Genomic DNA, 18977 nt, shown 5'->3' with positions numbered 1-18977 from the left:
CGTCCACGCCCCTCTCTTAATGAGCGCATCCCGCATCCTCGACCGCATCGCCGGTCCCGCCGACGTCAAGGCCCTCGCGCCCGCCCAGCTGCCGCAGCTCGCGCAGGAAATCCGCGACGACATCATCGCCGTCACCGCCCGGAACGGCGGCCACGTCGGCCCGAACCTCGGCGTCGTCGAGCTCACGATCGCGCTGCACCGCGTCTTCCACACGCCGGACGACCAGTTCGTCTTCGACGTCGCGCACCAGGGCTACGTCCACAAGCTCCTGACCGGCCGCGGCGGCGAGTTCTTCCGGAAGCTGCGCAAGACCGACGGCGCCTCCGGCTTCCTCTATCGCCGCGAGAGCGCGCACGACGCCTTCGGCGCCGGCCACGCCGGCACCGCCCTCTCCGCCGCGCTCGGCATGGCCACCGCGCGCGACCTGCGCGGCAGCAGCGAGCACGTCGTCGCCGTCTGCGGCGACGCCGCGTTCACCTGCGGCGTCACGATGGAGGCGCTCAACAACGTCGTCAGCTCGACCAAGCGCCTCGTCGTCATCCTCAACGACAACGAGTGGTCGATCGCCAAGAACGTCGGCGCCATCGCCAAATACCTCAACCGCCTCTCGACCAACCCGACCTACAACAAGCTCCACCACGACGTGGAGAAGTTCTTCCTCGGCCTGCCGCACGGCGGCGAGATGAACCAGCTTTACCTGAAGTGGAAGCGCGAGACGAAGGACTTCTTCGTCAACTCCTCGCTCTTCGAGAAGTTCGGCCTCCGCTACGTCGGCCCGGTCGACGGCCACAACCTCGACGAGCTGGTGAAGAACCTCGAGTTCGCCAAGAACTGCGACAGCCCCGTGCTCGTGCACGTGCTGACGAAGAAAGGCAAGGGCCTCGAGGCCGCCATCGCCCACCCGGAAAAATTCCACGGCGCCAGCCCGTTCGACCCCGCCACCGGCGAGAGCGTGAAGAGCGCGGCCGGCACGCCGCCGGCCTATCAGGACGTCTTCGGCGCGGCCCTGACCCGGTTCGCCAAGCAGAACCCGAAGGTCCTCGGCATCACCGGCGCCATGCCCAGCGGCACCGGCCTCACGTCGCTCAGCAAGGAGGTGCCGGGGCAGTTCTTCGACGTCGGCATCGCCGAGGAGCACGCCGTGCTCTTCGCCGCCGGCCTGGCCACGAAGGGCTTCCGCCCCGTCTGCGCGATCTACTCGACCTTCCTCCAGCGCGCCTACGACATGGTCATCCATGACGTCTGCCTGCAGAACCTGCCCGTGACGTTCTGCCTGGACCGCGCCGGCCTCTCGCCCAACGACGGCCCGACGCACCACGGCCTCTTCGACCTCTCCTACCTCCGCTGCGTGCCCAACGCCGTGGTGATGCAGCCGAAGGACGAGGACGAGCTCACCGACATGCTGCACACCGCGTTGCAGCTCCCCTCGCCCGCCTTCATCCGCTACCCCCGCGGCGCCGGCACCGGCGTGAAGATCAAGGCCGAGCCCGCCACGCTTCCGCTCGGCCACGCCGAGGTGCTGCGCGAGGGCTCGAACGTCATGATCTGGGCGCTCGGCCCGATGGTGCAGGAGGCGCTCAAGGTCGCCGACCGCATCGCCGCCGAGGAGGGCCTCTCCGTCGGCGTCGTGAACGCGCGCTTCGTCAAGCCGCTCGACCGCACGCTGCTCCTCTCGCAGGCCGCGTGCATCCCGCTCCTCGTCACCCTCGAGGACAACGTCGTCGCCGGCGGCTTCGGCAGCGCGGTGCTCGAGGCGTTGCAGGAGGGCGACTGCCACCCCGCGGTCGAGCGCATCGGCTGGCCGGACAAATTCGTCGAGCACGGCAGCAGCGTGGAAATCCTCCGCGCCAACTACGGCCTCGCCACCGACGACATTGTCCGGCGCATCAAGGAGCGCTACAAGCGCCTCGGCGCGGCGCCCGTCGCCGCGGAGATCTGAGCCGCCACCCCGATCCTCCTCGACGCCCGCGGACACCGCGGGCGTTTTCGTTTTCCGCCGGCGACTTCATGCGCCCCGCCGGCGGCGGCGCCACCCGCCCACAAAAAAGCCGCGCGGTGCGGGCGCGGCTCGGGACTCGGGTCGAAGGCGAAGCGCGACTCAGTTCTTGCCGCCGCACTTCTCGCAGTTCTTGCCTTGCTTGGCTGCCTCGATGCAGCAGGCGTGGTCGCAGGTGCGGCCTTGCTTCGCGGCCTTCTCGCAACAGGGAGCCCGCTTGCCGGCGGCCTCGGACACGAGGTAGCCGAGGGCCAGGCCGAGAGCGATGATGGCGCAAAGACGAATGGTTCTCATTGAGGTGACTGGGGGGCTGGCGGTGGGGGTGCTTTTTCCCGAGGCGTGAACTTCATGCCCGTGAGACGGGGTATGGGCCGCAAAAATTCAAAACTTCGGGGAGGGGATTTGGTGCGGGTAGAGGGAGTCGAACCCTCCTCTCAGCTTTGGGAAAGCCGCATAATAGCCGATATACTATACCCGCAAAGAACGGTCCAAGAGCCATAGCGGCGGACGCGCCGCGGGCAAGTCACGAATAGTCGCGCCGGCCTTCCAGCGCGCTCTTCAGCGTGACCGGGTCGGCGTAGAGCACCCCGCCGCCGCTGGGCAGGCCGAAGCCGATGCGCGTCACCTTCACCGTGCCGTCCGCCGGCAGGCGCTCGGTCAGGTAGTGGCAGGTCGCCTCGCCCTCGACGTCGTTCGAGAGCGCCAGGATAAGCTCCGTGATCTCGCCGGATGCGAGGCGCGCGGTCAGCGCCGTCAGGTTGAGGTCCTCGGGCGCGACGCCGCGGATGGGCGAGAGCTTGCCGTGCAGGACATGGTAGCGCCCGCGATAGGCCCCGGAGCGCTCGATGGCCGCCAGGTCGGGGACGTTCTCGACCACGCACACCTGGCCGGCCGTGCGCCGCTCGTCGGCGCAAATGGGGCACGTGTCCTCCTCCGCGAGATTGCCGCACTTCGCGCAGCGGCGCACGGACCGAGCCGCGGCCTGCAGCGCGCCGACGAGCTCCGGCAGCTTCTGCGGCTGCTCGACCAGCAGGTGCAGCGCGATGCGCTCCGCGGAGCGGTAGCCGACGCCCGGCAGTCCCTTGAGCTGCTTCTGCAGGTGCTCGAGCGCGGGAGTCATGGCATTTTCGATTTTCGATTTTGGATTTCCGATTTCAGAGGGCGTGCACGCTCCAGGAACAACCATCGCTCAATCGGAAATCGAGAATCCAAAATCGCAAATCCTCAGAACATCCCCGGCATCTGGAACGCCGACGAGATCTTCTGCATCTCGGAATCGTTCAGTTCCTTCGCCTTCGTCGCGGCCTCCTGCACGGCGTTGAGGATCGTCTCCTCGACGAGCTTCGCCTCCTCCTTGAGGAACTCCGGGTCGAGCTTCAGCGCGAGGAACTTGCCCGCGCCGCTGATCTTCACCTGCACGGCGCCGCCGCCGGAGGAGATGTCGAGTTCGCGCGTCTCGAGGGCCTTCTGCATGTCCTCGATCTGCCGCTGCATTTTCTGCGCTTGTTTGAGAAGTTTGCCTACGCCGGCCATGGTGATTGCGGGTTGAAAAGGGAGAGCGGAAATTGCGCCGCGCGCTCCGCCGCGAGGCAAGGCTAGACTTTTCCGAGCAGCGGGGCGTAGCCCGCGCGGAAGTCGGCGAAGCGCGGCGCCCATCCGAGCGCGCGCCGAATTTTCTCCGCCACGATCACGCGATCCGGCGTCGGCTCGCCGCCTTTCCGCGCGCTGGGCGCGGCGCCGTCGAACACCGGGGCGGGCCGCGCGAGCTGCTGCGCCAGCCAGCCGACCAGCTCCGCCCGCGTCGCCGGCGCCCCGTCGCCCAGGTTGAACACCGCGCTCTCCACCGCCGGCGGCGCGGCAAAGCACGCGCCGATCGCGGCCACGATGTCGTCGCGGTGCACCAGGTTCATGCGGAAGCCCGGCTCGCCGCTGAAATGCGTCTGGCCCGCGCGCAGCGCGTTCAGCAGGTAGTGCCGGCCCGGACCGTAGATGCCGGCGCAGCGCAGGATGAACCACCGCCGCACGACCGCGGGCGGCGCCGCCCGCAGCAGGTTCTCGGCTTCGACCAGCACGCGGCCGGTCGGAGACGCGCCCTCGGTCGGCGCCGTCTCGTCCACGCGCGCTCCCCGCCCTGCGGGTAGACGCCGGTGCTGCTCGTGTAGACGAGCGTGCCGACGCGCGTGCGGCCCGCCCAGGCGAGGATCGAGCGCAGGCCGTCGACGTAGGACGCGCGGTAGCCTTCCGGCGTCGGCGCGGCCGCACTCACGGTGTTGGCCACGAAATCCGCCCCGCCGGCAAGCCGGTCATGCCACGCCTCGCTCGCCAGGTCGGCCTCGATCGTGGCCACACCCCGCGCCCGCAGCGCCGCGGCCTTCTCGGGATTGCGCGTCAGCGCCGTGACGCGCGCGCCGCCCGCCAGCGCCACCTCCGCCAGAGCGCTGCCGACATAGCCGCAGCCGAAGATCACGAGGCGTTGGTCGGCGAAGGGAGCATCCCGGGAGTATCAAGTCACAAGTGGACCGGTCACAAGCGGCGAGTCGCCGCCGCCCTCCGGCAATTCGCCGAGAAGTCCGCTTGTGACTTGGCCGCGGTGACCCGATACTCCCTGCATGCCCACCGTGCTCACGCTCCTGGCCGACGGCTTCGAGGAGATCGAAGCCTTTGCGCCGGTCGACCTGCTCCGCCGCGCCGGCGTCGAGGTGACCGTCGCCACCTTGAACGACAACCGCCACGCCACCGGCCGCAGCGGCATCACCGCCCACGGCGACGCGGCCCTGGGGACCGTGGCCGACGCGCTGTTCGACCTCGTCTTTCTCCCGGGCGGCGCCGGTGGTGAAACACCTACGCGCCGACGCGCGCGTGCGCGAGATCGTCCTCCGCCACGCCCAGGCGGGGCGCTGGCTCGCGGCGATCTGCGCCGCGCCGACCGTGCTGCACGACTGCGGCCTGCTCGCCGGACGCCGCTACACGGCCCACTTTTCCGTCGCCGACGAACTGCCGGCGATTCTGGCCGACGAGCGCGTGGTGACGGACGGCCGCATCACCACCTCGCGCGGCGCCGGCACGGCGGTGGATTTCGGTCTGCATCTGGTCGCGTTGCTGAACGGCGGAGAAAAAGCCAAGGAAATAAGCAAAGCCATTTGTTTCTAAGGCTTTGCGTGAAAAAGCGCATTGCCACGACGCGCGCGATCCGGTTGCATGCCGCTGGCCTGCCAATGGCCGGCCGTTTGGCCGTCGGACTCAATGCCCCTGTTTTCCGCCGCCTCTTCCCAGACGTGACGCGGCGAAGCATTGTTAGTGGTTTCACCCTAGAGACCGTGGTGACGATAGTCGCGGCGACCGCCTCTGTCGTCGCGCCCGTCGTCCGCGGCTCGCGTTTCTCCTGATGCCCGCTGAACCATTCGAACTCACGATCGAGGCCGGCCGCGCCGAGCGGCACTACTGGCGCGATCTCTGGCGCTACCGCGAGCTGCTCGGCTTCCTCGCGTGGCGCGACATCAAGGTCCGCTACAAGCAGACCGTGCTCGGCGTCGCCTGGGCGCTCGTCCAGCCGGCGATCACGCTCGTGGTGTTCACCTTCGTGTTCGGCCGTCTGGCGAAGATGCCCGCCGGCCACCTGCCCGAGGCCGCGTATCCGCTGCTCGTGCTCGCCGGCCTGCTGCCGTGGCAGCTCTTCGCCAACGCCCTTTCCGCGGCGAGCGGCAGTCTCGTCGGCAACACCCACCTGATCTCGAAGGTCTATTTTCCGCGCCTGCTGGTGCCGCTTGCGTCGATCGCGGTGGCGCTGGTGGACTTCCTCTTCGTCATCGCGCTCTACGCGCTGCTCGCGGTGTTCTTCGGCCAGTTCCCCGACTGGCGCCTGCTCGCGCTGCCGCTCTACCTGCTGCTCGCGCTCGCGGCGGCGCTCGGCTCCGGCCTCTGGCTGGCGGCGCTCACCGTCCGCTACCGGGACTTCCGCTTCGTGCTGCCGTTCCTCATCCAGGTGGGCGTGTTCCTCTCCCCCGTCGGCTTCAGCACCGCCAACGTGCCCAACTGGCGCCTGCTCTACTCGTTCAACCCGCTGGTCGGCATCATCGACGGCTTCCGCTGGTGTCTGCTTCGCGGCGACGTGCCGCTGTTCTGGCCGGCACAGCTCATCGCGGTGGTCATGACCGGCCTCTTCCTCTGGAGCGGCATCTGGTTCTTCCGCCGCACCGAACGCGGCTTCGCCGACATCATCTGACATGAGCGACGCGATCATCACCGTCGAGGGCCTCGGCAAACACTACCGGCTCGCGCACCAGGCCCGCTCCGACACCCTGCGCGACTCGCTCATGCAGGGCGCGCGCAAGGTCTGGCGCCGCTTCCGCTGGAACAGCCGCTCGACCTACGAGGAATTCTGGGCCCTGCGCGACATCGGCTTCGAGGTGCAGCGCGGCGAGGTCATCGGCATCATCGGCCGCAACGGCGCCGGCAAGTCCACCCTGCTCAAGATCCTTTCGCGCATCACCGAGCCGACCACCGGCCGCGTGCACATCCGCGGCCGCGTCGCCTCGCTGCTCGAGGTCGGCACCGGCTTCCACCCGGAACTCACCGGCCGCGAGAACATCTTCCTCAACGGCGCCATCCTCGGCATGTCGCGCGCCGAGATCGCGCGGAAGTTCGACGAGATCGTCGCCTTCGCCGAGGTCGAGCGCTTCCTCGACACGCCGGTGAAGCACTACTCGAGCGGCATGTATGTGCGCCTCGCCTTCGCCGTCGCCGCCCACCTCGAGCCGGAGATCCTCATCGTCGACGAGGTCCTCGCCGTCGGCGACGCGCAGTTCCAGCGCAAGTGCCTCGGCAAGATGCAATCGGTCGCGCAGGGCGAGGGCCGCACCGTCCTCTTCGTCAGCCACCAGATGCCCGTCGTGCGGCAGCTCTGCAGCAAGGCCGTGCTGCTCGAACGCGGCCAGCTCAAGACCTTCGACGACGTCTCGCGCGTCGCCGCGGCCTACGAGGCCGCCTTCGCCGAGTCGCACCAGCATCGCTACGTCCGCCCCGCCGCCAAGGCGGCGAGCGCCTGCATGCTCGAGGCGATCGACGTCGCCGGCCCCTCCGCCGACGGCGTCGGCGCCTTCGCGCCCGGCCAGCCCGTGCGCCTGCGCATCGTCGTCCGCGCCACCCGCGCCCTCTCCGCCCTGCAGATCGGCGTCCGTGTCTCCTCCGCCGGCAACCAGGCCGTGTTCACCACCTCGAGCGCCGACGCCGCCCGCCGCATCCCGCGCTGCGAGGCGGGACGCTACCAATTCGACGTGGAGCTGCCTGGCCTGCTCGCTCCGGGCAGCTACCGCCTCACCGTCGCCGCCGTGGAGCCCAACCGCGAGGTCTACGACGTCGTGGACGATTTCCTCGGCTTCGAGATCGACGAGGTCGGCAGCCTGCGCGGCGACTTGCGCGACTCCCGCATCGGCCTGATCGAGCCGCCCGTCCGCTGGTCCCAGCAGACGCTGCCCTCCTGAAAATCCGGTTGCCGGTTCGATGACCCTGTCCCTCACCGCCCGCGTCAAACGCAAGCTGCGGGGCCTCCTGCTCGGCCCGCCCCCGAGGCCACCGACCTGCCGGAAGTGCGCGACGCGCTCCGCGCGGCGGAACCGCCGCCGCTGCCGGCGCCGGATGCCGCGCTCCAGGATCACGTGGACCACGCGCTCGCGCAGCCCCGGCCCGACTCCCGCGCGCTCTTCACCGTCGCCGGGGAACTGGCCGCCTGCTGGCGCGAGGAGGACCTGGACCCGCGCGATCCGTGGCTGCTTTCCCGCGACTACTACCCGCTCTACCACTCGCTCCTCCGCGAACTGCGCCCCTGCCCCGCTCCGCGCCTGCTGGAAATCGGCGTGCGCACGGGCTACCTCGCGGTCGTCTTCGCTCGCGCCACGGCCGGCGCCGGCCACTACGTCGGCGTCGATCCCGACTTCTACCTGCCCGACGGCCTGAAACGCGCGCGCCGGGCCCTGCGGCAGGTCGGACGCGAGTATCCCGCGCTGACCTCCGAATTCATCGCCGGCTCGTCACACGATCCGCGCATCCGGCAACGGCTCCAGCGGCGGCCGCGCTTCGATCTCATCCACGTCGACGGCGATCACAGCCTCGAGGGCAAGATCGCCGACCTGGCCCTCGCCCGCGACCTGCTCGCCCCCGGCGGACTCGTGCTCGTGGACGATTTCACGCACATGGCCTCGGTGCCCCTCGCCCTCCGCCACGCCTTTGCCCGCGGCTGGTATCGCCGCTTCGCCACCGCGCCCACCATGCGCGGCCTCGCCCTGCTGGGCTGACTCTCCCCATGAGCACCGCCCTCGTCTCCTGGATCTCGCGCTGGCTCCCGCGCGCGCGGCACCGGCTGCGCGTGCTGCGCCTCGCCTTTATCGAAAGAAAACTGCGCGCGATCTACGACGGCTACCGCGGCGAGTTCGACACCGTGCTGCACGGCTTCCCCGCGCGCCTGAACGGCGGCAATCCCTACCCGTTCCTCCTGCAGGACGTGCCGCTCTTCAACCGCCCGCTCGTCGAACTCGTGCGCCAGACCGCCGCCGCCCTCGGCCGGCCGGTGCGCGTCATCGATGTCGGCGCCTCGCTCGGCAACACCGTGCTCCTGCTCGAGGAGCAGGCCGGTGCCGGCCTCGCGGGCATCCACTGCGTCGAAGCCGACGCCGACTTCCTGCCGCTGCTCCGCGCCAACACCGCGCGCTTCCCCCACGTAACCATCCACGAGGCCATGCTCGCCCGCGCCCCTGGCCGGGTCGCCGCCCTCGTGCACAACCACCCGGGCACCGCGACCGCCTCCGGCGCCGGCACCGTCGCGGCCACCACGCTCGACGCGGTGCTGCTCGACGCCGCGCCGCGCTTCGACGTGCTCAAGATCGACATCGACGGCTCCGACGGCGAGGCGCTCGCCGGGGCGACGTGCCTGCTCGCGCGCGACCAGCCGGCCGTGATCTTCGAGTGGCACCCGGCCCTGCTCCGCGGCGCCGGCAACGACCCGCACGTCGCCTTCGCCACGCTGCAGGCGGCCGGCTACGCGCGCCTCCTCTGGTTCCGCAACGACGGCCCCTTCTCGCACTTCTCCGGGCCGGCCGATCCCGAGATCGGCCGCTGGTTCGACTACCTCCTCGCTATGCAGCCGCACGGCGACCCGCACTTCGACATCGTCGCCCTGCCGCCGCACTTGGAAACGCTCGCGTTTCCGCTCGCCTCGCTCGGCACGCTTCGCGCCCCCGGTTCCTGATTCGCGTGAGTTTCCCTGCGCCGGTTTCGTTTCCGACCCGCCTCGCCCGCTTCGTCGCGGCGCGCCGCATCGCTCCCGGCGGCGCCGCAGGCCTGCTCGCGGACGCCCGGACGATCCTGGTCGTGAAACTGGACGCGCTCGGCGACTTCGTCCTCGCCACGCCGTTCCTGCGCGCGCTGCGCCGCGCCGCGCCGCGCGCCCGCATCACCCTGCTCACACGCCGCCTGGCCGCCGGGCTCGCGGAAAACTGCCCGCACGTCGACGCGGTCCACGTGCTTGAGCTGGACGAGACGCCCCGGCGCTTCGGCGCCCTCCGCCGCGTGAACGCCATCGCGCGCTTCTTCCGCACGACGCTGGGCGGCGCGCGCTTCGACTGGGCGTTCATCCCGCGCACCGGCCCCGACCACCATCAGGCGCGCCTGGTCGCGCGCCTGAGCGGCGCGCCGCGGCGCCTCGGCTTCGCCACGCCGCCCGCCGACGCCATCGCCGGCCCCGCGGCGCTCACGACCGAGATCGCCTATCCCGCCGCGCCGCTGAACGAGGCCGAGGCCAACCTGCTGCTCCTGCGCACCGCCGGGGCGAGCGTCGAGGCGGCCGGCCCGCTCGAGCTGCACTGCCCGCCCGCGGAGGAGGACGCCCTGCGCCAGCGCCTCGCCGCCGCGGGCATCGCGGCCGAGGCCCCGCTGCTCGCCCTGGGCGTCGGCGCCTCGCTGCCGCACAAGCTCTGGCCGGCCGGGCATTTTCTCCTGCTGGCGCGCGAGTGGCGCGCGCGCCACGGCGGCCCCGTCGTGCTGCTCGGCGACCGGCAGGACGCCGCCCGCTTCCCCGGCGACGAACCGGGCCTCGTGAACCTGGCGGGCGAGCTCAGCCCCGCCCAATCCGGCGCGCTGCTGCGCCGCGCCCGCCTCTTCGTCGGCAACGACTCGGGCGCCGTGCACCTCGCCGCCGCCGCCGGCTGTCCGGTGGTCGTCGTGCACTGGGACCGCGAGGACTCCCCGCCCTGGACGTGAACTCGCACCGGCGCTTCTCGCCCCATGGCGTCCCGTTCCGCCTCGTGCACCCGCGCTCGCCGGGCGGCGAGCGCGACGCCCGCCTCGTGCAACCCGCCGCGGTGATCGCAGCCTGCGAATCGCTCCTCGCCGATCCGGCCGTCCGCGCCCACGCATGACCGCGCCGCGCGTCCTCTTCCTCAACCACTGCCCGCCCGGACCCGGCGTGGGCAGCCCGGTGATCATCGACCGCCATCTCCGTCGCCTGGCGGACGCGGGCTGGAGCGTGAGCAGCGCCTGCCTCGAGGATTCCCTCGCGGGCATCCCGATCAGCCGGCCGGACTGGACGGTCGTGCCGCTGCCCTACCGCCGCTGGTGGTGGCCGCCGTTCCGGCGCGAGTCCGCGCTCGCCCTCGCCCTGCGCGCCGCGCTCTACGCCCGCGAGATCCGCGCGGCCCATCCGCCGGGCACCCGCTTCGCCGCCCTCTTCACCGTCCTCAACGGCGAGTTCGCCTCGATCGGCACGCACCTCGCACGCCGCTTCGGCGCGCCGCTGCATGTCTTCGCCCACGACTACTTCGAGCCGGCCGCGCCCGGCGCCCGGGCGCGGCAGTTCGCGTCCGACCGCCGCGTGCTCGCCGGCGCGGAGCGCGTCTGGGCCGTGAGCGACGCGATGGGCGAGTGGCTGCGCGAACTTCACCCCGGCGTCCGGACGGAGACCCTCCCCCGATTCCCGAGAACGCGCTCGCCCCCGAGGCCCCCGCCCCCGCGTTCCGCACCCCGGCGCACTTCGTCTACGCGGGCTACCTGCACGACTCCGCCGTCCCCGCCCTGGAGGAGGTGGCCCGCGCGCTCGCTCCCGCCGGCGGCCGCCTCACCGTCATCGGCCGGCACAGCGCCGCGGCCGAGGCCCGCCTTGCCGCGCTGGGGAATGTCGCGGTGCGCGGCTACTTTCCTCCAACCACGACGTCGTCGACTTCCTCGCCCGCGAGGCCACCGCGTTCGTCGTCACCTACGAGTTCGACGACGAGCGCTCGCGCTGGGTGCGCACGTGCTTCCCGAGCAAGCTCCCGGAGTTCGCCGCCACCGGCGTGCCCGCGCTCATCCTCGCGCCGGCGAGCACGCCGGTCGCCGCCTGGGCGCGCGCGCGCGGCTGGAACGCGCGGGCCGAGGCGCTCGGCGCCCCGGTGGCCGACGCCGTCGCCGCGCTGCTCGAGCGCGGCGCGTGGGAACGCCACGCGCGCCTGATGCGCGCCGCGGCGCAGGAGGAGTTCCATCCCGACCGCATCCACGCCCGCCTCGCCGCCGCCCTGCCCGCCGGCGCACCGCGCTAACTTTTCCGCTCCCATGCCCCCTCGCTCCGTCATCCTCGGCATCGGCGGCCTGCTCGGCCACGACGCCAACGCCGCGCTCCTCGTCGACGGCCGCCTGATCGCCTCGTCGCAGGAGGAGCGGCACACGCGCCTCAAGCACGACGGCTCGTTCCCGCACCGCGCCATCGCCGAGGCGCTGGCGATGGGCGGGCTCGCGCCCGCCGACGTCACCGACGTCGTCTTCGCCGAGAAGCCGCTGCAGAGCCACCTCTTCAACCTCTCCGCGCGGCCCGGCAACGCCTTCACCCGCGCGCTCGGCCGCCTGCTGCCCGAGCGCACCGCCGGCTACTACACCGACCCGGCGCGCGCGCTGTTCCCCGCCGCGAAATTCCACTTCGCCTGGCACCACCTCACGCACGTCGCGGGCGGCTTCCACACCTCGCCGTTCGAGCGCGCCGCCTTCCTCTGCGTCGACGGCAAGGGCGAGGACTACAGCGCCAGCATGGGCGTGATCGACGGCGGCCGCCTCGAGCTGCGCGCCGAGCAGACCTACGAGAACGGCCTCGGGATGTTCTACACGCTCGTGACGATGTATCTCGGGTTCCACTCCTTCGGTTCCGAATACAAGGTCATGGGTCTCGCGCCCTACGGCACGCCGCGCTACGTCGGGAAACTCTCGCGCCTCTTCACCACCGACGAGCGCGGCGGCTTCCGCCTGCGCGCGCCGGTGCAGTTCCAGCACGAGTCGCTGCTCGCCGCGCTGCCGCTCGTCGCTGCGGCCACCGGCGTGCCCGTCCGCGACGCCCAGGCGCCGCTCACCGACGACCACATCGACATCGCCACCTCGCTGCAGCAGATCTTCGAGGACGAGGTCTTCAAGATGGCGCGCTACATCCGCGCCGCGACCGGCGAGGAGCACCTCGTGTTCTGCGGCGGCTGCGCGCAGAACTGTGTCACCGCCGGCAAGCTCCGCGCCGCGAAGATCTTCACCCGCGTCTTCAACTCGCCCGTCGGCGGCGACATGGGCTCCGGCCTCGGCGCCGCGCTGCTGCTCGAGCGCGAACGCCGCGGCGGCACGCCGTTCAAGATCGCGCACAACGGCTTCTACCTCGGCGGCGAACCGGGGCCGATCCCGGCCGAAGCTCAGGCGTGGCGCGTGCCGGTCCCAGGCGATTTTGACGCCTTCGTCGCCGGCCAGCTCGCGGCGGGCAAGATCGTCGCCTGGGTCCGCGGCCGCATGGAGCTCGGCGCCCGCGCCCTCGGCGCCCGCTCCATCCTCGCCGACGCCCGCCAGCCGGGCATGCAGTCGCGCCTGAACCTCGCGGTGAAGTTCCGCGAGTCGTTCCGCCCCTTCGCCCCGCTCGTCCTCGCCGAGGATTGCGCGGCGTGGTTCGACACCGACGAGCCGAGCGACTTCATGCAATACACCGCGAACCTCGTCCCGGCCCGCCGCACGCCGCAGCCGGAGAAGTTCGCCTCGCTCCGCGAGCGCCTCGACTTTCCCCGCAGCGAGATCGCGAGCGTCGTGCACGTCGACTACTCCGCGCGGCTCCAGACCATCGCCCGGCAAAACCACCCCGACATGCACCGCCTGCTCACGGCCTTCAAGCGGCAGACCGGCGTCCCGATCCTCATCAACACCTCCTTCAACGTCTCCGGCCAGCCCATCGTCCGCACCGCCGCCGAGGCCTGGGAATGTTTCCTCAACACCGACATCGACCTGCTCGTGCTCAACGACCAGCTCTTTCGCAATCCCTTCCAGAAAACCCGCGAGGAGAAACTCACATGGCTCAAGCAATTCGCCAAATCGGCCTGAAAATCCTCGTCGCGCTCCTGCGCGTCTGCACCCGCCCGGCTCCGGCCGGCTGGCGCCCCAGCACGCGCCCGACGCACCTCCGCGGCACGTGAGGACATCGGCCCCATCCGTGGCTTCCTCCGCTGACCCGGCCTGAACGTGCGACTGTCCGTCATCCTGCCCACGCATAACCCGCACCGCGGCCGCCTCGCGCGCACGCTGGCCGGGCTGCGCGCGCAGACGCTGCCGGCCGACGGCTGGGAGCTCGTCGTCGTCGACAACGCCTCCGCGCCCGCCCTCACCGTCGCGGAGCTGGCGCCGCACGCGCCGGCCAACCTCCGGCTCGTCGCCGAGCCTGCCCTCGGCCTCACGCCGGCGCGCCGCCGCGGCTTCGCTGAGACGCGCGGCGAGTTCGTTGTCATGGTCGACGACGACAACGTCCTCGCCATCGACTACCTCGACCAGGTCGCGGCGATCCTCGCCGCACACCCGAAGCTCGGCGCCATCGGCGGCCGCAGCATCGGCGAGCTCGAACAGCCGCGCCCGGCGTGGTGGCAGCCGGAATTCGACGGCCTGCTCGCGCTCCGCGACCTCGGCGACGCCCCGCAGACGTGCGCGTCCTCTTCGACGCCGCCACCGGCCGCAACGAATACCCGCGCTGCGCCCCGATCGGCGCCGGCATGGCGATCCGCCGCGCCGCGCTCGCCTCCTGGCTCGCCGACGCCTCCGCCGCGCGGCTCCCCGATCGCCGCGGCCGGGAACTTTCCTCCAGCGGCGACAACGACATCGTGCTCGCGATCCTGCGCGCCGGCTGGGGCGTGGGCTATTTTCCCGCCCTCGCGCTCACCCACCTCATCCCCGCCGGCCGCGTGCAACCGGACTACCTCGCGCGCCTCAACCGCGGCATCGCCCGCTCGTGGGTGCAGGTGCTGCACCGGCACGACGCGAATCCCTGGCCGCCGGTCGCGCCGTGGACCGTGCCGCTGCGCCAGATGAAGGCGTGGTTCGCCTACCGTGCGTGGTCCGGCCCGGTCGCGCGCATCCGCTGGCAGGGCGCCTGCGGTCACTTCGAAGGCCTCGCCACTCTGCGCTGATGTCCCTCGCCGGCCGCATCGTCTACCAAACCTGGCACCGCCCCGCCGGCTACGTGCGGAGCGTCCTCGCCGCCGGCGGCCCGCTCGAGGTGTGGCGCACCGCGCGCGGACGCGCCGCGATGGAGGCCGCCGCGCGCACCCTGCCCGCGCTGCCTCCCGCCGCGGGCGCGCCGGTCGAGCTGCACCTGCTGACCGGGCGGCGCTTCTGGTATCAAACCGCGTTCTGCCTGTGGACGTTCGCGCGGCACGCGCAGCGTCCGCTCGCGCCGGTGATCTACGACGACGGCTCCCTCGCCGGCGAATTCCGCGCCCCGCTTCTCCGCCTGTTCCCCGCCGCGCGCTTCGTCGAGCGGGCCGACGCCATCGCGCGCCTCGACGCGCACCTGCCGGCCGCGCGATTCCCCGTCCTGCGCGAGCGCTGGCTGAATTATCCCAACCTCCGCAAGCTGCTCGATCCACACGTCGGCCGCTCCGGGTGGAAGCTCGTGATCGACTCGGATCTGCTGTTCTTCCGCCGGCCCGACTTCATCCTCGCTTGGGCCGACGCGCCCGATCGTCCGCTCCACGCTGTCGATTGCGAGACCTCCTACGGCTACTCGCGCGGCTTGATGGACGCGCTCGCTGGCGCGCCGGTCGCCGACCGGGTGAACGTCGGCCTCACCGGCCTCGACGGCGCCGCGCTCGACTGGGAAAAGCTCGAGCGCTGGACCGCCACGCTGCACGCCCGCGAGGGCACGAGCTACTACCTCGAGCAGGCGCTGATCGCCATGCTCGTGGCCGGCCGCGACTGCGCCATCGCCTCCGCCGCCGACTACGTCACCTGCCCGCGCCCGCCCGAGGCCGATCGCTGCGCCGCCGTGATGCACCATTACGTCGCCGATTCGAAACCCTGGTATTTCCGCCACAACTGGCGCCGCGCCCAGTCATGAATCCGGCGGCACGAGACGGCTGGATCGACATCGCCCGGGGGCTGGCCGCCGCCAGCGTGGTGCTGTTTCATTTCAACGCCGTGATCGAGCACGGGGGCGGAGGCCTCTGGCGGCAAGTGTGGTCCTACGGCCATCTGGGCGTCCCGGTGTTCTTCGTTCTCAGCGGCTGGTGTATCACGCTCTCGTGGCTGCGAGGCGGATCGGCCTTCGCCTTTGGGACGCGCCGGCTGCGGCGGTTGTATCCGCCCTATCTCGCCTCCTGGGTCCTGGTCCTCGCCGTTGCCGCGGGCACGAAGCTCCTCAGCGGCGTGAACGACGTCGCGCGGGCGCCCGGCACGGCGCTGGCGTGGCTCGCCAACCTCACGCTCGTGACCGACCCGGCGAGTCCGGTGCCCGCTATCAACTGGGTTTACTGGTCCCTCTCCTACGAGGTGGCGTTCTATGCCTTGCTCGCCGGCCTGCTGCTCGCGCCCAGCCGCGCGCAGGTCGCTCTGCTGGCCCTCCTGCACGTGGCGCTCTGCCTCGCCGCCGCGATGGAGCTGCCGACCCAGGCAACTCCTCTTCTTCGTGCGCTACTGGCCGCTGTTCGGACTGGGCGCGGCGCTCGCGCTCCGGCGCGCGCACTCGCCGTGGGCGCTGCTCATGCTCGGCGCCTGCGCGTTGCCGGTGGTGCGCCTCCTCGTCGCGCCCTCGGCCTACATCGGCGCCGCCTACCTGACGGTCGCGATCGCGACCGCGCTCCTGTTGTCCGTCATTCCGCGGATCGGCCTGCCGCAGTGGCTGCGGCCCCTGGGTTACCTGGGCACGATCTCCTACAGCCTCTACCTGATTCACGTGCCCGTCGGCGTTTTCGGCTTCCTGCGCCTGATTACGCCACAGCCCGAGAACCCCGCCGCGCTCGCCGGTGTGCAGCTGCTCTGCCTCGCGGCCGTCGTCGCCGTCGCCGCGCTGTTCCACCGGGCGATCGAGCGTCCCTTCCTCAATCCGGCCGTCGCCTCCTCCCGAGCCCTCGCCCGCTCGGGGCAGCCTCATGAGCCGCGCGTGTCCTCGCCTCCGTGACGGCACCTCCTCTCGCCCTGCGCCTGGCGTGAACCAAGGCGCCCGCCTCGGCATCCCCGCGTGAGTTCCTCCCGCGCCATCTTCACCCCTCGCGCGCCGGTCGCATCCGGCATGCTGCCGGTCAGCGGCGCGAGCCGGCAATCCGCGTCCGAGGCGCTCGTGTTCTCCGGGATCCTCGCGTTGATCTGGGCCGCCTTCTGGCTCGCCGGCCTCCCGCGGCCGAACGTCGACGACGCCTTCTTCGCCGGCATCGCGGTGCACCTCGCCCAACACGGGGAAATCGCGAATCCCTGGTGCGTCGGATGGCTCGGCTATCTGCCGGGAGTTTCCGCGGAGCCGTTCCTCGTGCAGCCGCCGATCTATCCGGTCGCACTGGCCGGCTGGCTGCGCGTCTTCGGCGTCTCCACGTCGAGCCTCACGGCGTGGATCTGCACCCTGGGCTTCGCCGCCTCTGCCTGCCTCTGGCGTCTGCTCCGCGCCTTCGACGTCGGGCGCTCGGCCGCGCTGCTGGGAACGATGATCGCGGGCGGCTGGATTCTCCACCGCGGGCTGCGGCCGGAAGCCTTCACCCTGCTCTGCCTCGCCGGCGGGCAGCTGCTCCTGCTGCGCCGCCGCGACTTCGTCGGCGCCGCGCTCGGCGGCGCCCTGAACGGCCTCGCGGTGCTCGCGCACCCGTTCTGGATCGTGTTCGCCGCGCCGGGCACCGCGCTCCACCTCTGGGACGCGCGGGCGCGCCGCGAACCGCTCCCCGCGCTGGCGGCCGGCATCGCCACGGGCATCGCCGCCGCGTTCCTTGTCCTGCTCGCGATCGTCGGCCGCCACTTCGGACAGCTCGTCCACGACATCGGGGTGCACGCGCAATTCGTCAGCGCCACGCCCAGCCGGCTGGCCAAGTTTTTCGAGCACCTGCGGGTCGGCTACGACGGCTATGTGCGCGGGGGCGTGCTCGCGCTCGCGCTCCTGGCCTGGCTCGCCGCGCCGGCACGCGGCACGCAGCGGGCGCGCCGGGCGTTGTTCTTCGTCGCCGCCTGCGGCGCGCTGGGACTCGCCCTCTACCCCGGGCCGTGCGCGATCTATCTCGTCCTCGTCGTCGCGGCGGTGCCGCTGATTCTCACCGCCACCGCCGCCTCGCCGCTCGCCCGCGCCGCCCGCGTGCTGCCGGCCGCGGTGCTCGTCGCCTGGTTCGCGGTGCAGCACACGGTCCAGGCCCTCGCCGACCGCGCGAACGACGATCCCGCGCTCCGCGCGCGGGTGCGGGCCTACATCGACGAGGCCCGCCCGGAGCAAGTCGTCTTCGACGCAGCGACCCTCCGCACGGTCTTCGATTACCATCCTCCGGCCGGCGCCGTCGACCTCGCCTGGGCGTGGAGTCCCGGCCGCAGCACGCGCTGGCAATCCGCCGCCGCGATCGGTCCGCGCGACCTCTGGGTCGTGAACCCCATGTGGTCCCGCCGCCAGCTCGGCGCGGTCGCGCCGACGGAACCCTTTCGCCTGGGCGGCCGCCCGCTCGCGTCCGTCACCGCGGCCCGCCGGCTGACGCTGCTCGCCGGCCGCGACCTGCCGGCGCCGCTCGCCTTGCCCCTCGCCGCCACGCCCTCGCCTTGAACCCGCCGCGCGTCAGCATCCTCGTCCCCTGCTACAACGCCGCGCCCTACCTGCGCGCGACGCTGGAGTCCGCACTCGCCCAGGGCGGCGGCGACGCGCCGGAGATCATCGTCGTCGACGATGGCTCCCGCGACGACAGCCTCGCCATCGCCCGCGGCTTCGAGGCGCGCGGCGTCCGGGTCATCGCCCAGCCGAACTGCGGCGCCGCTGCCGCACGCAACGCCGCCTTCGCCGCCAGCTCCGGGCAATTCATCCAGTTCCTCGACGCCGACGACCTGCTCGCCCCGGGCAAGATCGCCGCGCAGCTCGCCCGCGCCGCGCGCGAGCCGGCCGGCACCGCCCTCACCGCCCGCTGGGGCCGCTTCCACGACGATCCTGCGCGCGCGGCCTTTCCGGACGACAACCCGCTCTTCGTCGACCTCGCGCCGCGCGACTACCTCCGCCGCTACGGCTCGCACGACTGCATGATGCACCCCGCCGCCTGGCTGCTGCCGCGCGCGATCGTCGCCTCCGCCGGCCCGTGGGACGAGCGCCTCAGCCTCAACGACGACGGCGAGTTCTTCGCCCGCGCCGTCGCCGCCGCGACGCGCGTCGCCTACTGCGCCGACGCCGTGTCGCTCTACCGCTCCGGCCTCCCCGCCAGCCTCAGCGCCCAGCGCAGCCGTCGGCACCTCGAGTCCGCCCACCTCGCGCTGCAGCTCATCGTCGACGAGATGACGCTGCTCGACGACGGCCCGGCGATGCGCCGCGCGGCCGCCGACCTGGCGCAGCGCTTCGCCTACGACTATTATCCCGCCGCGCCCGACCTCGTCGCCGACGCCGAAAACCTCGCCCGCAGCCTCGGCGGCTCGGCGCTCCGCCCGCTCGGCGGAAGCGGTTTCCAGGCGGTCCGCCGGCTCGTCGGCTGGAAACTGGCGCGCCGCCTGCAGGTGCTCGCGGGCAAATTCCCCGGCTGAC

19 protein-coding genes, 1 tRNA gene and 4 pseudogenes are annotated in these 18977 nt (G+C 71.9%); 19 read left to right on the top strand and 5 right to left on the bottom strand.

Features of this window, described 5'->3' with window-relative positions; genetic code table 11:
• The first annotated feature begins 19 nt into the window (after window positions 1-19).
• Window positions 20-1939: a 1-deoxy-D-xylulose-5-phosphate synthase gene (gene dxs / locus ACMYLB_RS09900; RefSeq protein ID WP_415910752.1), complete on the top strand. Its 1920-nt coding sequence runs from the start codon at window positions 20-22 to the stop codon at window positions 1937-1939.
• A gap of 159 nt (window positions 1940-2098) precedes the next feature.
• Here the strand turns inward: dxs and ACMYLB_RS09895 are convergent, their stop codons facing one another.
• The 5 genes from ACMYLB_RS09895 to ACMYLB_RS09875 all read right to left on the bottom strand — a co-directional run bounded on the left by ACMYLB_RS09895 (window position 2099) and on the right by ACMYLB_RS09875 (window position 4463).
• Entirely contained in the window at window positions 2099-2290 is a 192-nt protein-coding gene (locus tag ACMYLB_RS09895) for a hypothetical protein (protein WP_415910751.1), read from the bottom strand.
• A 109-nt stretch (window positions 2291-2399) separates the two neighbouring features.
• A tRNA-Gly gene (locus ACMYLB_RS09890) sits at window positions 2400-2474 on the bottom strand.
• Between the two features lie 45 nt (window positions 2475-2519).
• Window positions 2520-3116, bottom strand: coding sequence for a recombination mediator RecR (gene recR, locus ACMYLB_RS09885; RefSeq protein WP_415910750.1), 597 nt, complete (start codon window positions 3114-3116; stop codon window positions 2520-2522).
• 104 nt (window positions 3117-3220) lie between these two features.
• A complete protein-coding gene (locus ACMYLB_RS09880) occupies window positions 3221-3490 on the bottom strand; it encodes a YbaB/EbfC family nucleoid-associated protein (protein WP_415910749.1) in 270 nt (89 codons plus the stop codon).
• A 466-nt stretch (window positions 3491-3956) separates the two neighbouring features.
• Window positions 3957-4463, bottom strand: coding sequence for an NAD-dependent epimerase/dehydratase family protein (locus ACMYLB_RS09875; RefSeq protein ID WP_415910748.1), 507 nt, complete (start codon window positions 4461-4463; stop codon window positions 3957-3959).
• A gap of 142 nt (window positions 4464-4605) precedes the next feature.
• Here ACMYLB_RS09875 and ACMYLB_RS09870 point away from each other — a divergent pair.
• The 18 genes and pseudogenes from ACMYLB_RS09870 (at window position 4606) to ACMYLB_RS09785 (ending at window position 18976) form a co-directional block, all read left to right on the top strand.
• Window positions 4606-5146 (top strand): annotated as a pseudogene (locus ACMYLB_RS09870) (DJ-1 family glyoxalase III).
• A gap of 8 nt (window positions 5147-5154) precedes the next feature.
• Window positions 5155-5382 (top strand): hypothetical protein, encoded by a 228-nt coding sequence (locus tag ACMYLB_RS09865; RefSeq protein WP_415910747.1) that lies wholly within the window; start codon window positions 5155-5157, stop codon window positions 5380-5382.
• Entirely contained in the window at window positions 5382-6218 is an 837-nt protein-coding gene (locus ACMYLB_RS09860) for an ABC transporter permease (protein ID WP_415910746.1), read from the top strand. The genes ACMYLB_RS09865 and ACMYLB_RS09860 overlap by 1 nt, the downstream gene beginning before the upstream one ends.
• Before the next feature lies 1 nt (window position 6219).
• Window positions 6220-7476: an ABC transporter ATP-binding protein gene (locus ACMYLB_RS09855; protein ID WP_415910745.1), complete on the top strand. Its 1257-nt coding sequence runs from the start codon at window positions 6220-6222 to the stop codon at window positions 7474-7476.
• A gap of 105 nt (window positions 7477-7581) precedes the next feature.
• Window positions 7582-8286, top strand: a complete 705-nt coding sequence (locus ACMYLB_RS09850; protein WP_415910744.1) for a class I SAM-dependent methyltransferase — start codon at window positions 7582-7584, stop codon at window positions 8284-8286.
• Window positions 8287-8294: 8 nt separating this feature from the next.
• Complete coding sequence (locus ACMYLB_RS09845) at window positions 8295-9236, top strand: FkbM family methyltransferase (protein ID WP_415910743.1); 942 nt, start codon at window positions 8295-8297, stop codon at window positions 9234-9236.
• Between the two features lie 5 nt (window positions 9237-9241).
• Entirely contained in the window at window positions 9242-10246 is a 1005-nt protein-coding gene (locus ACMYLB_RS09840) for a glycosyltransferase family 9 protein (protein WP_415910742.1), read from the top strand.
• The gene (locus ACMYLB_RS09835) at window positions 10243-10404 is read left to right on the top strand and encodes a hypothetical protein (protein ID WP_415910741.1); all 162 of its coding nucleotides are present in this window, start codon (window positions 10243-10245) and stop codon (window positions 10402-10404) included. The genes ACMYLB_RS09840 and ACMYLB_RS09835 overlap by 4 nt, the downstream gene beginning before the upstream one ends.
• Window positions 10401-10886 (top strand): annotated as a pseudogene (locus ACMYLB_RS09830) (hypothetical protein); the annotation flags it as partial. The gene ACMYLB_RS09835 and the pseudogene ACMYLB_RS09830, both read left to right, overlap by 4 nt.
• Window positions 10887-11268: 382 nt before the next feature.
• Window positions 11269-11559 (top strand): hypothetical protein, encoded by a 291-nt coding sequence (locus ACMYLB_RS09825; RefSeq protein ID WP_415911164.1) that lies wholly within the window; start codon window positions 11269-11271, stop codon window positions 11557-11559.
• Between the two features lie 13 nt (window positions 11560-11572).
• Complete coding sequence (locus ACMYLB_RS09820; RefSeq protein WP_415910740.1) at window positions 11573-13354, top strand: carbamoyltransferase; 1782 nt, start codon at window positions 11573-11575, stop codon at window positions 13352-13354.
• A 138-nt stretch (window positions 13355-13492) separates the two neighbouring features.
• Window positions 13493-13834: pseudogene (locus ACMYLB_RS09815) on the top strand (glycosyltransferase family 2 protein); the annotation flags it as partial.
• 110 nt (window positions 13835-13944) lie between these two features.
• Window positions 13945-14427 carry a hypothetical protein gene (locus tag ACMYLB_RS09810; RefSeq protein ID WP_415911163.1) on the top strand — a complete coding sequence of 161 codons (483 nt, stop codon included), beginning with the start codon at window positions 13945-13947 and terminating at the stop codon, window positions 14425-14427.
• Window positions 14427-15356, top strand: coding sequence for a glycosyl transferase (locus tag ACMYLB_RS09805; protein ID WP_415910739.1), 930 nt, complete (start codon window positions 14427-14429; stop codon window positions 15354-15356). The genes ACMYLB_RS09810 and ACMYLB_RS09805 overlap by 1 nt, the downstream gene beginning before the upstream one ends.
• Window positions 15353-15826: pseudogene (locus ACMYLB_RS09800) on the top strand (acyltransferase family protein); the annotation flags it as partial. The gene ACMYLB_RS09805 and the pseudogene ACMYLB_RS09800, both read left to right, overlap by 4 nt.
• A gap of 97 nt (window positions 15827-15923) precedes the next feature.
• Complete coding sequence (locus ACMYLB_RS09795) at window positions 15924-16415, top strand: acyltransferase family protein (protein WP_415911162.1); 492 nt, start codon at window positions 15924-15926, stop codon at window positions 16413-16415.
• A 60-nt stretch (window positions 16416-16475) separates the two neighbouring features.
• Window positions 16476-18020, top strand: coding sequence for a hypothetical protein (locus ACMYLB_RS09790; RefSeq protein ID WP_415910738.1), 1545 nt, complete (start codon window positions 16476-16478; stop codon window positions 18018-18020).
• Window positions 18017-18976: a glycosyltransferase family 2 protein gene (locus ACMYLB_RS09785; protein WP_415910737.1), complete on the top strand. Its 960-nt coding sequence runs from the start codon at window positions 18017-18019 to the stop codon at window positions 18974-18976. The genes ACMYLB_RS09790 and ACMYLB_RS09785 overlap by 4 nt, the downstream gene beginning before the upstream one ends.
• Window position 18977 lies beyond the last annotated feature (1 nt).

Source organism: Oleiharenicola sp. Vm1, assembly GCF_047777955.1.
GTDB lineage: Bacteria > Verrucomicrobiota > Verrucomicrobiia > Opitutales > Opitutaceae > Didemnitutus.
Note: the sequence above shows the minus strand (reverse complement) of the source record. Positions and strands in the feature narration are given on the sequence as shown.

Bases quoted from the DNA above. Each gene is read 5' to 3' on its own strand.
- dxs (WP_415910752.1), top strand. From the start codon at position 20: ATGAGCGCATCCCGCATCCTCGACCGCATCGCCGGTCCCGCCGACGTC.
- ACMYLB_RS09895 (WP_415910751.1), bottom strand. From the start codon at position 2,290: ATGAGAACCATTCGTCTTTGCGCCATCATCGCTCTCGGCCTGGCCCTC.
- recR (WP_415910750.1), bottom strand. From the start codon at position 3,116: ATGACTCCCGCGCTCGAGCACCTGCAGAAGCAGCTCAAGGGACTGCCG.
- ACMYLB_RS09880 (WP_415910749.1), bottom strand. From the start codon at position 3,490: ATGCAGCGGCAGATCGAGGACATGCAGAAGGCCCTCGAGACGCGCGAA.
- ACMYLB_RS09860 (WP_415910746.1), top strand. From the start codon at position 5,382: ATGCCCGCTGAACCATTCGAACTCACGATCGAGGCCGGCCGCGCCGAG.
- ACMYLB_RS09855 (WP_415910745.1), top strand. From the start codon at position 6,220: ATGAGCGACGCGATCATCACCGTCGAGGGCCTCGGCAAACACTACCGG.
- ACMYLB_RS09845 (WP_415910743.1), top strand. From the start codon at position 8,295: ATGAGCACCGCCCTCGTCTCCTGGATCTCGCGCTGGCTCCCGCGCGCG.
- ACMYLB_RS09820 (WP_415910740.1), top strand. From the start codon at position 11,573: ATGCCCCCTCGCTCCGTCATCCTCGGCATCGGCGGCCTGCTCGGCCAC.
- ACMYLB_RS09805 (WP_415910739.1), top strand. From the start codon at position 14,427: ATGTCCCTCGCCGGCCGCATCGTCTACCAAACCTGGCACCGCCCCGCC.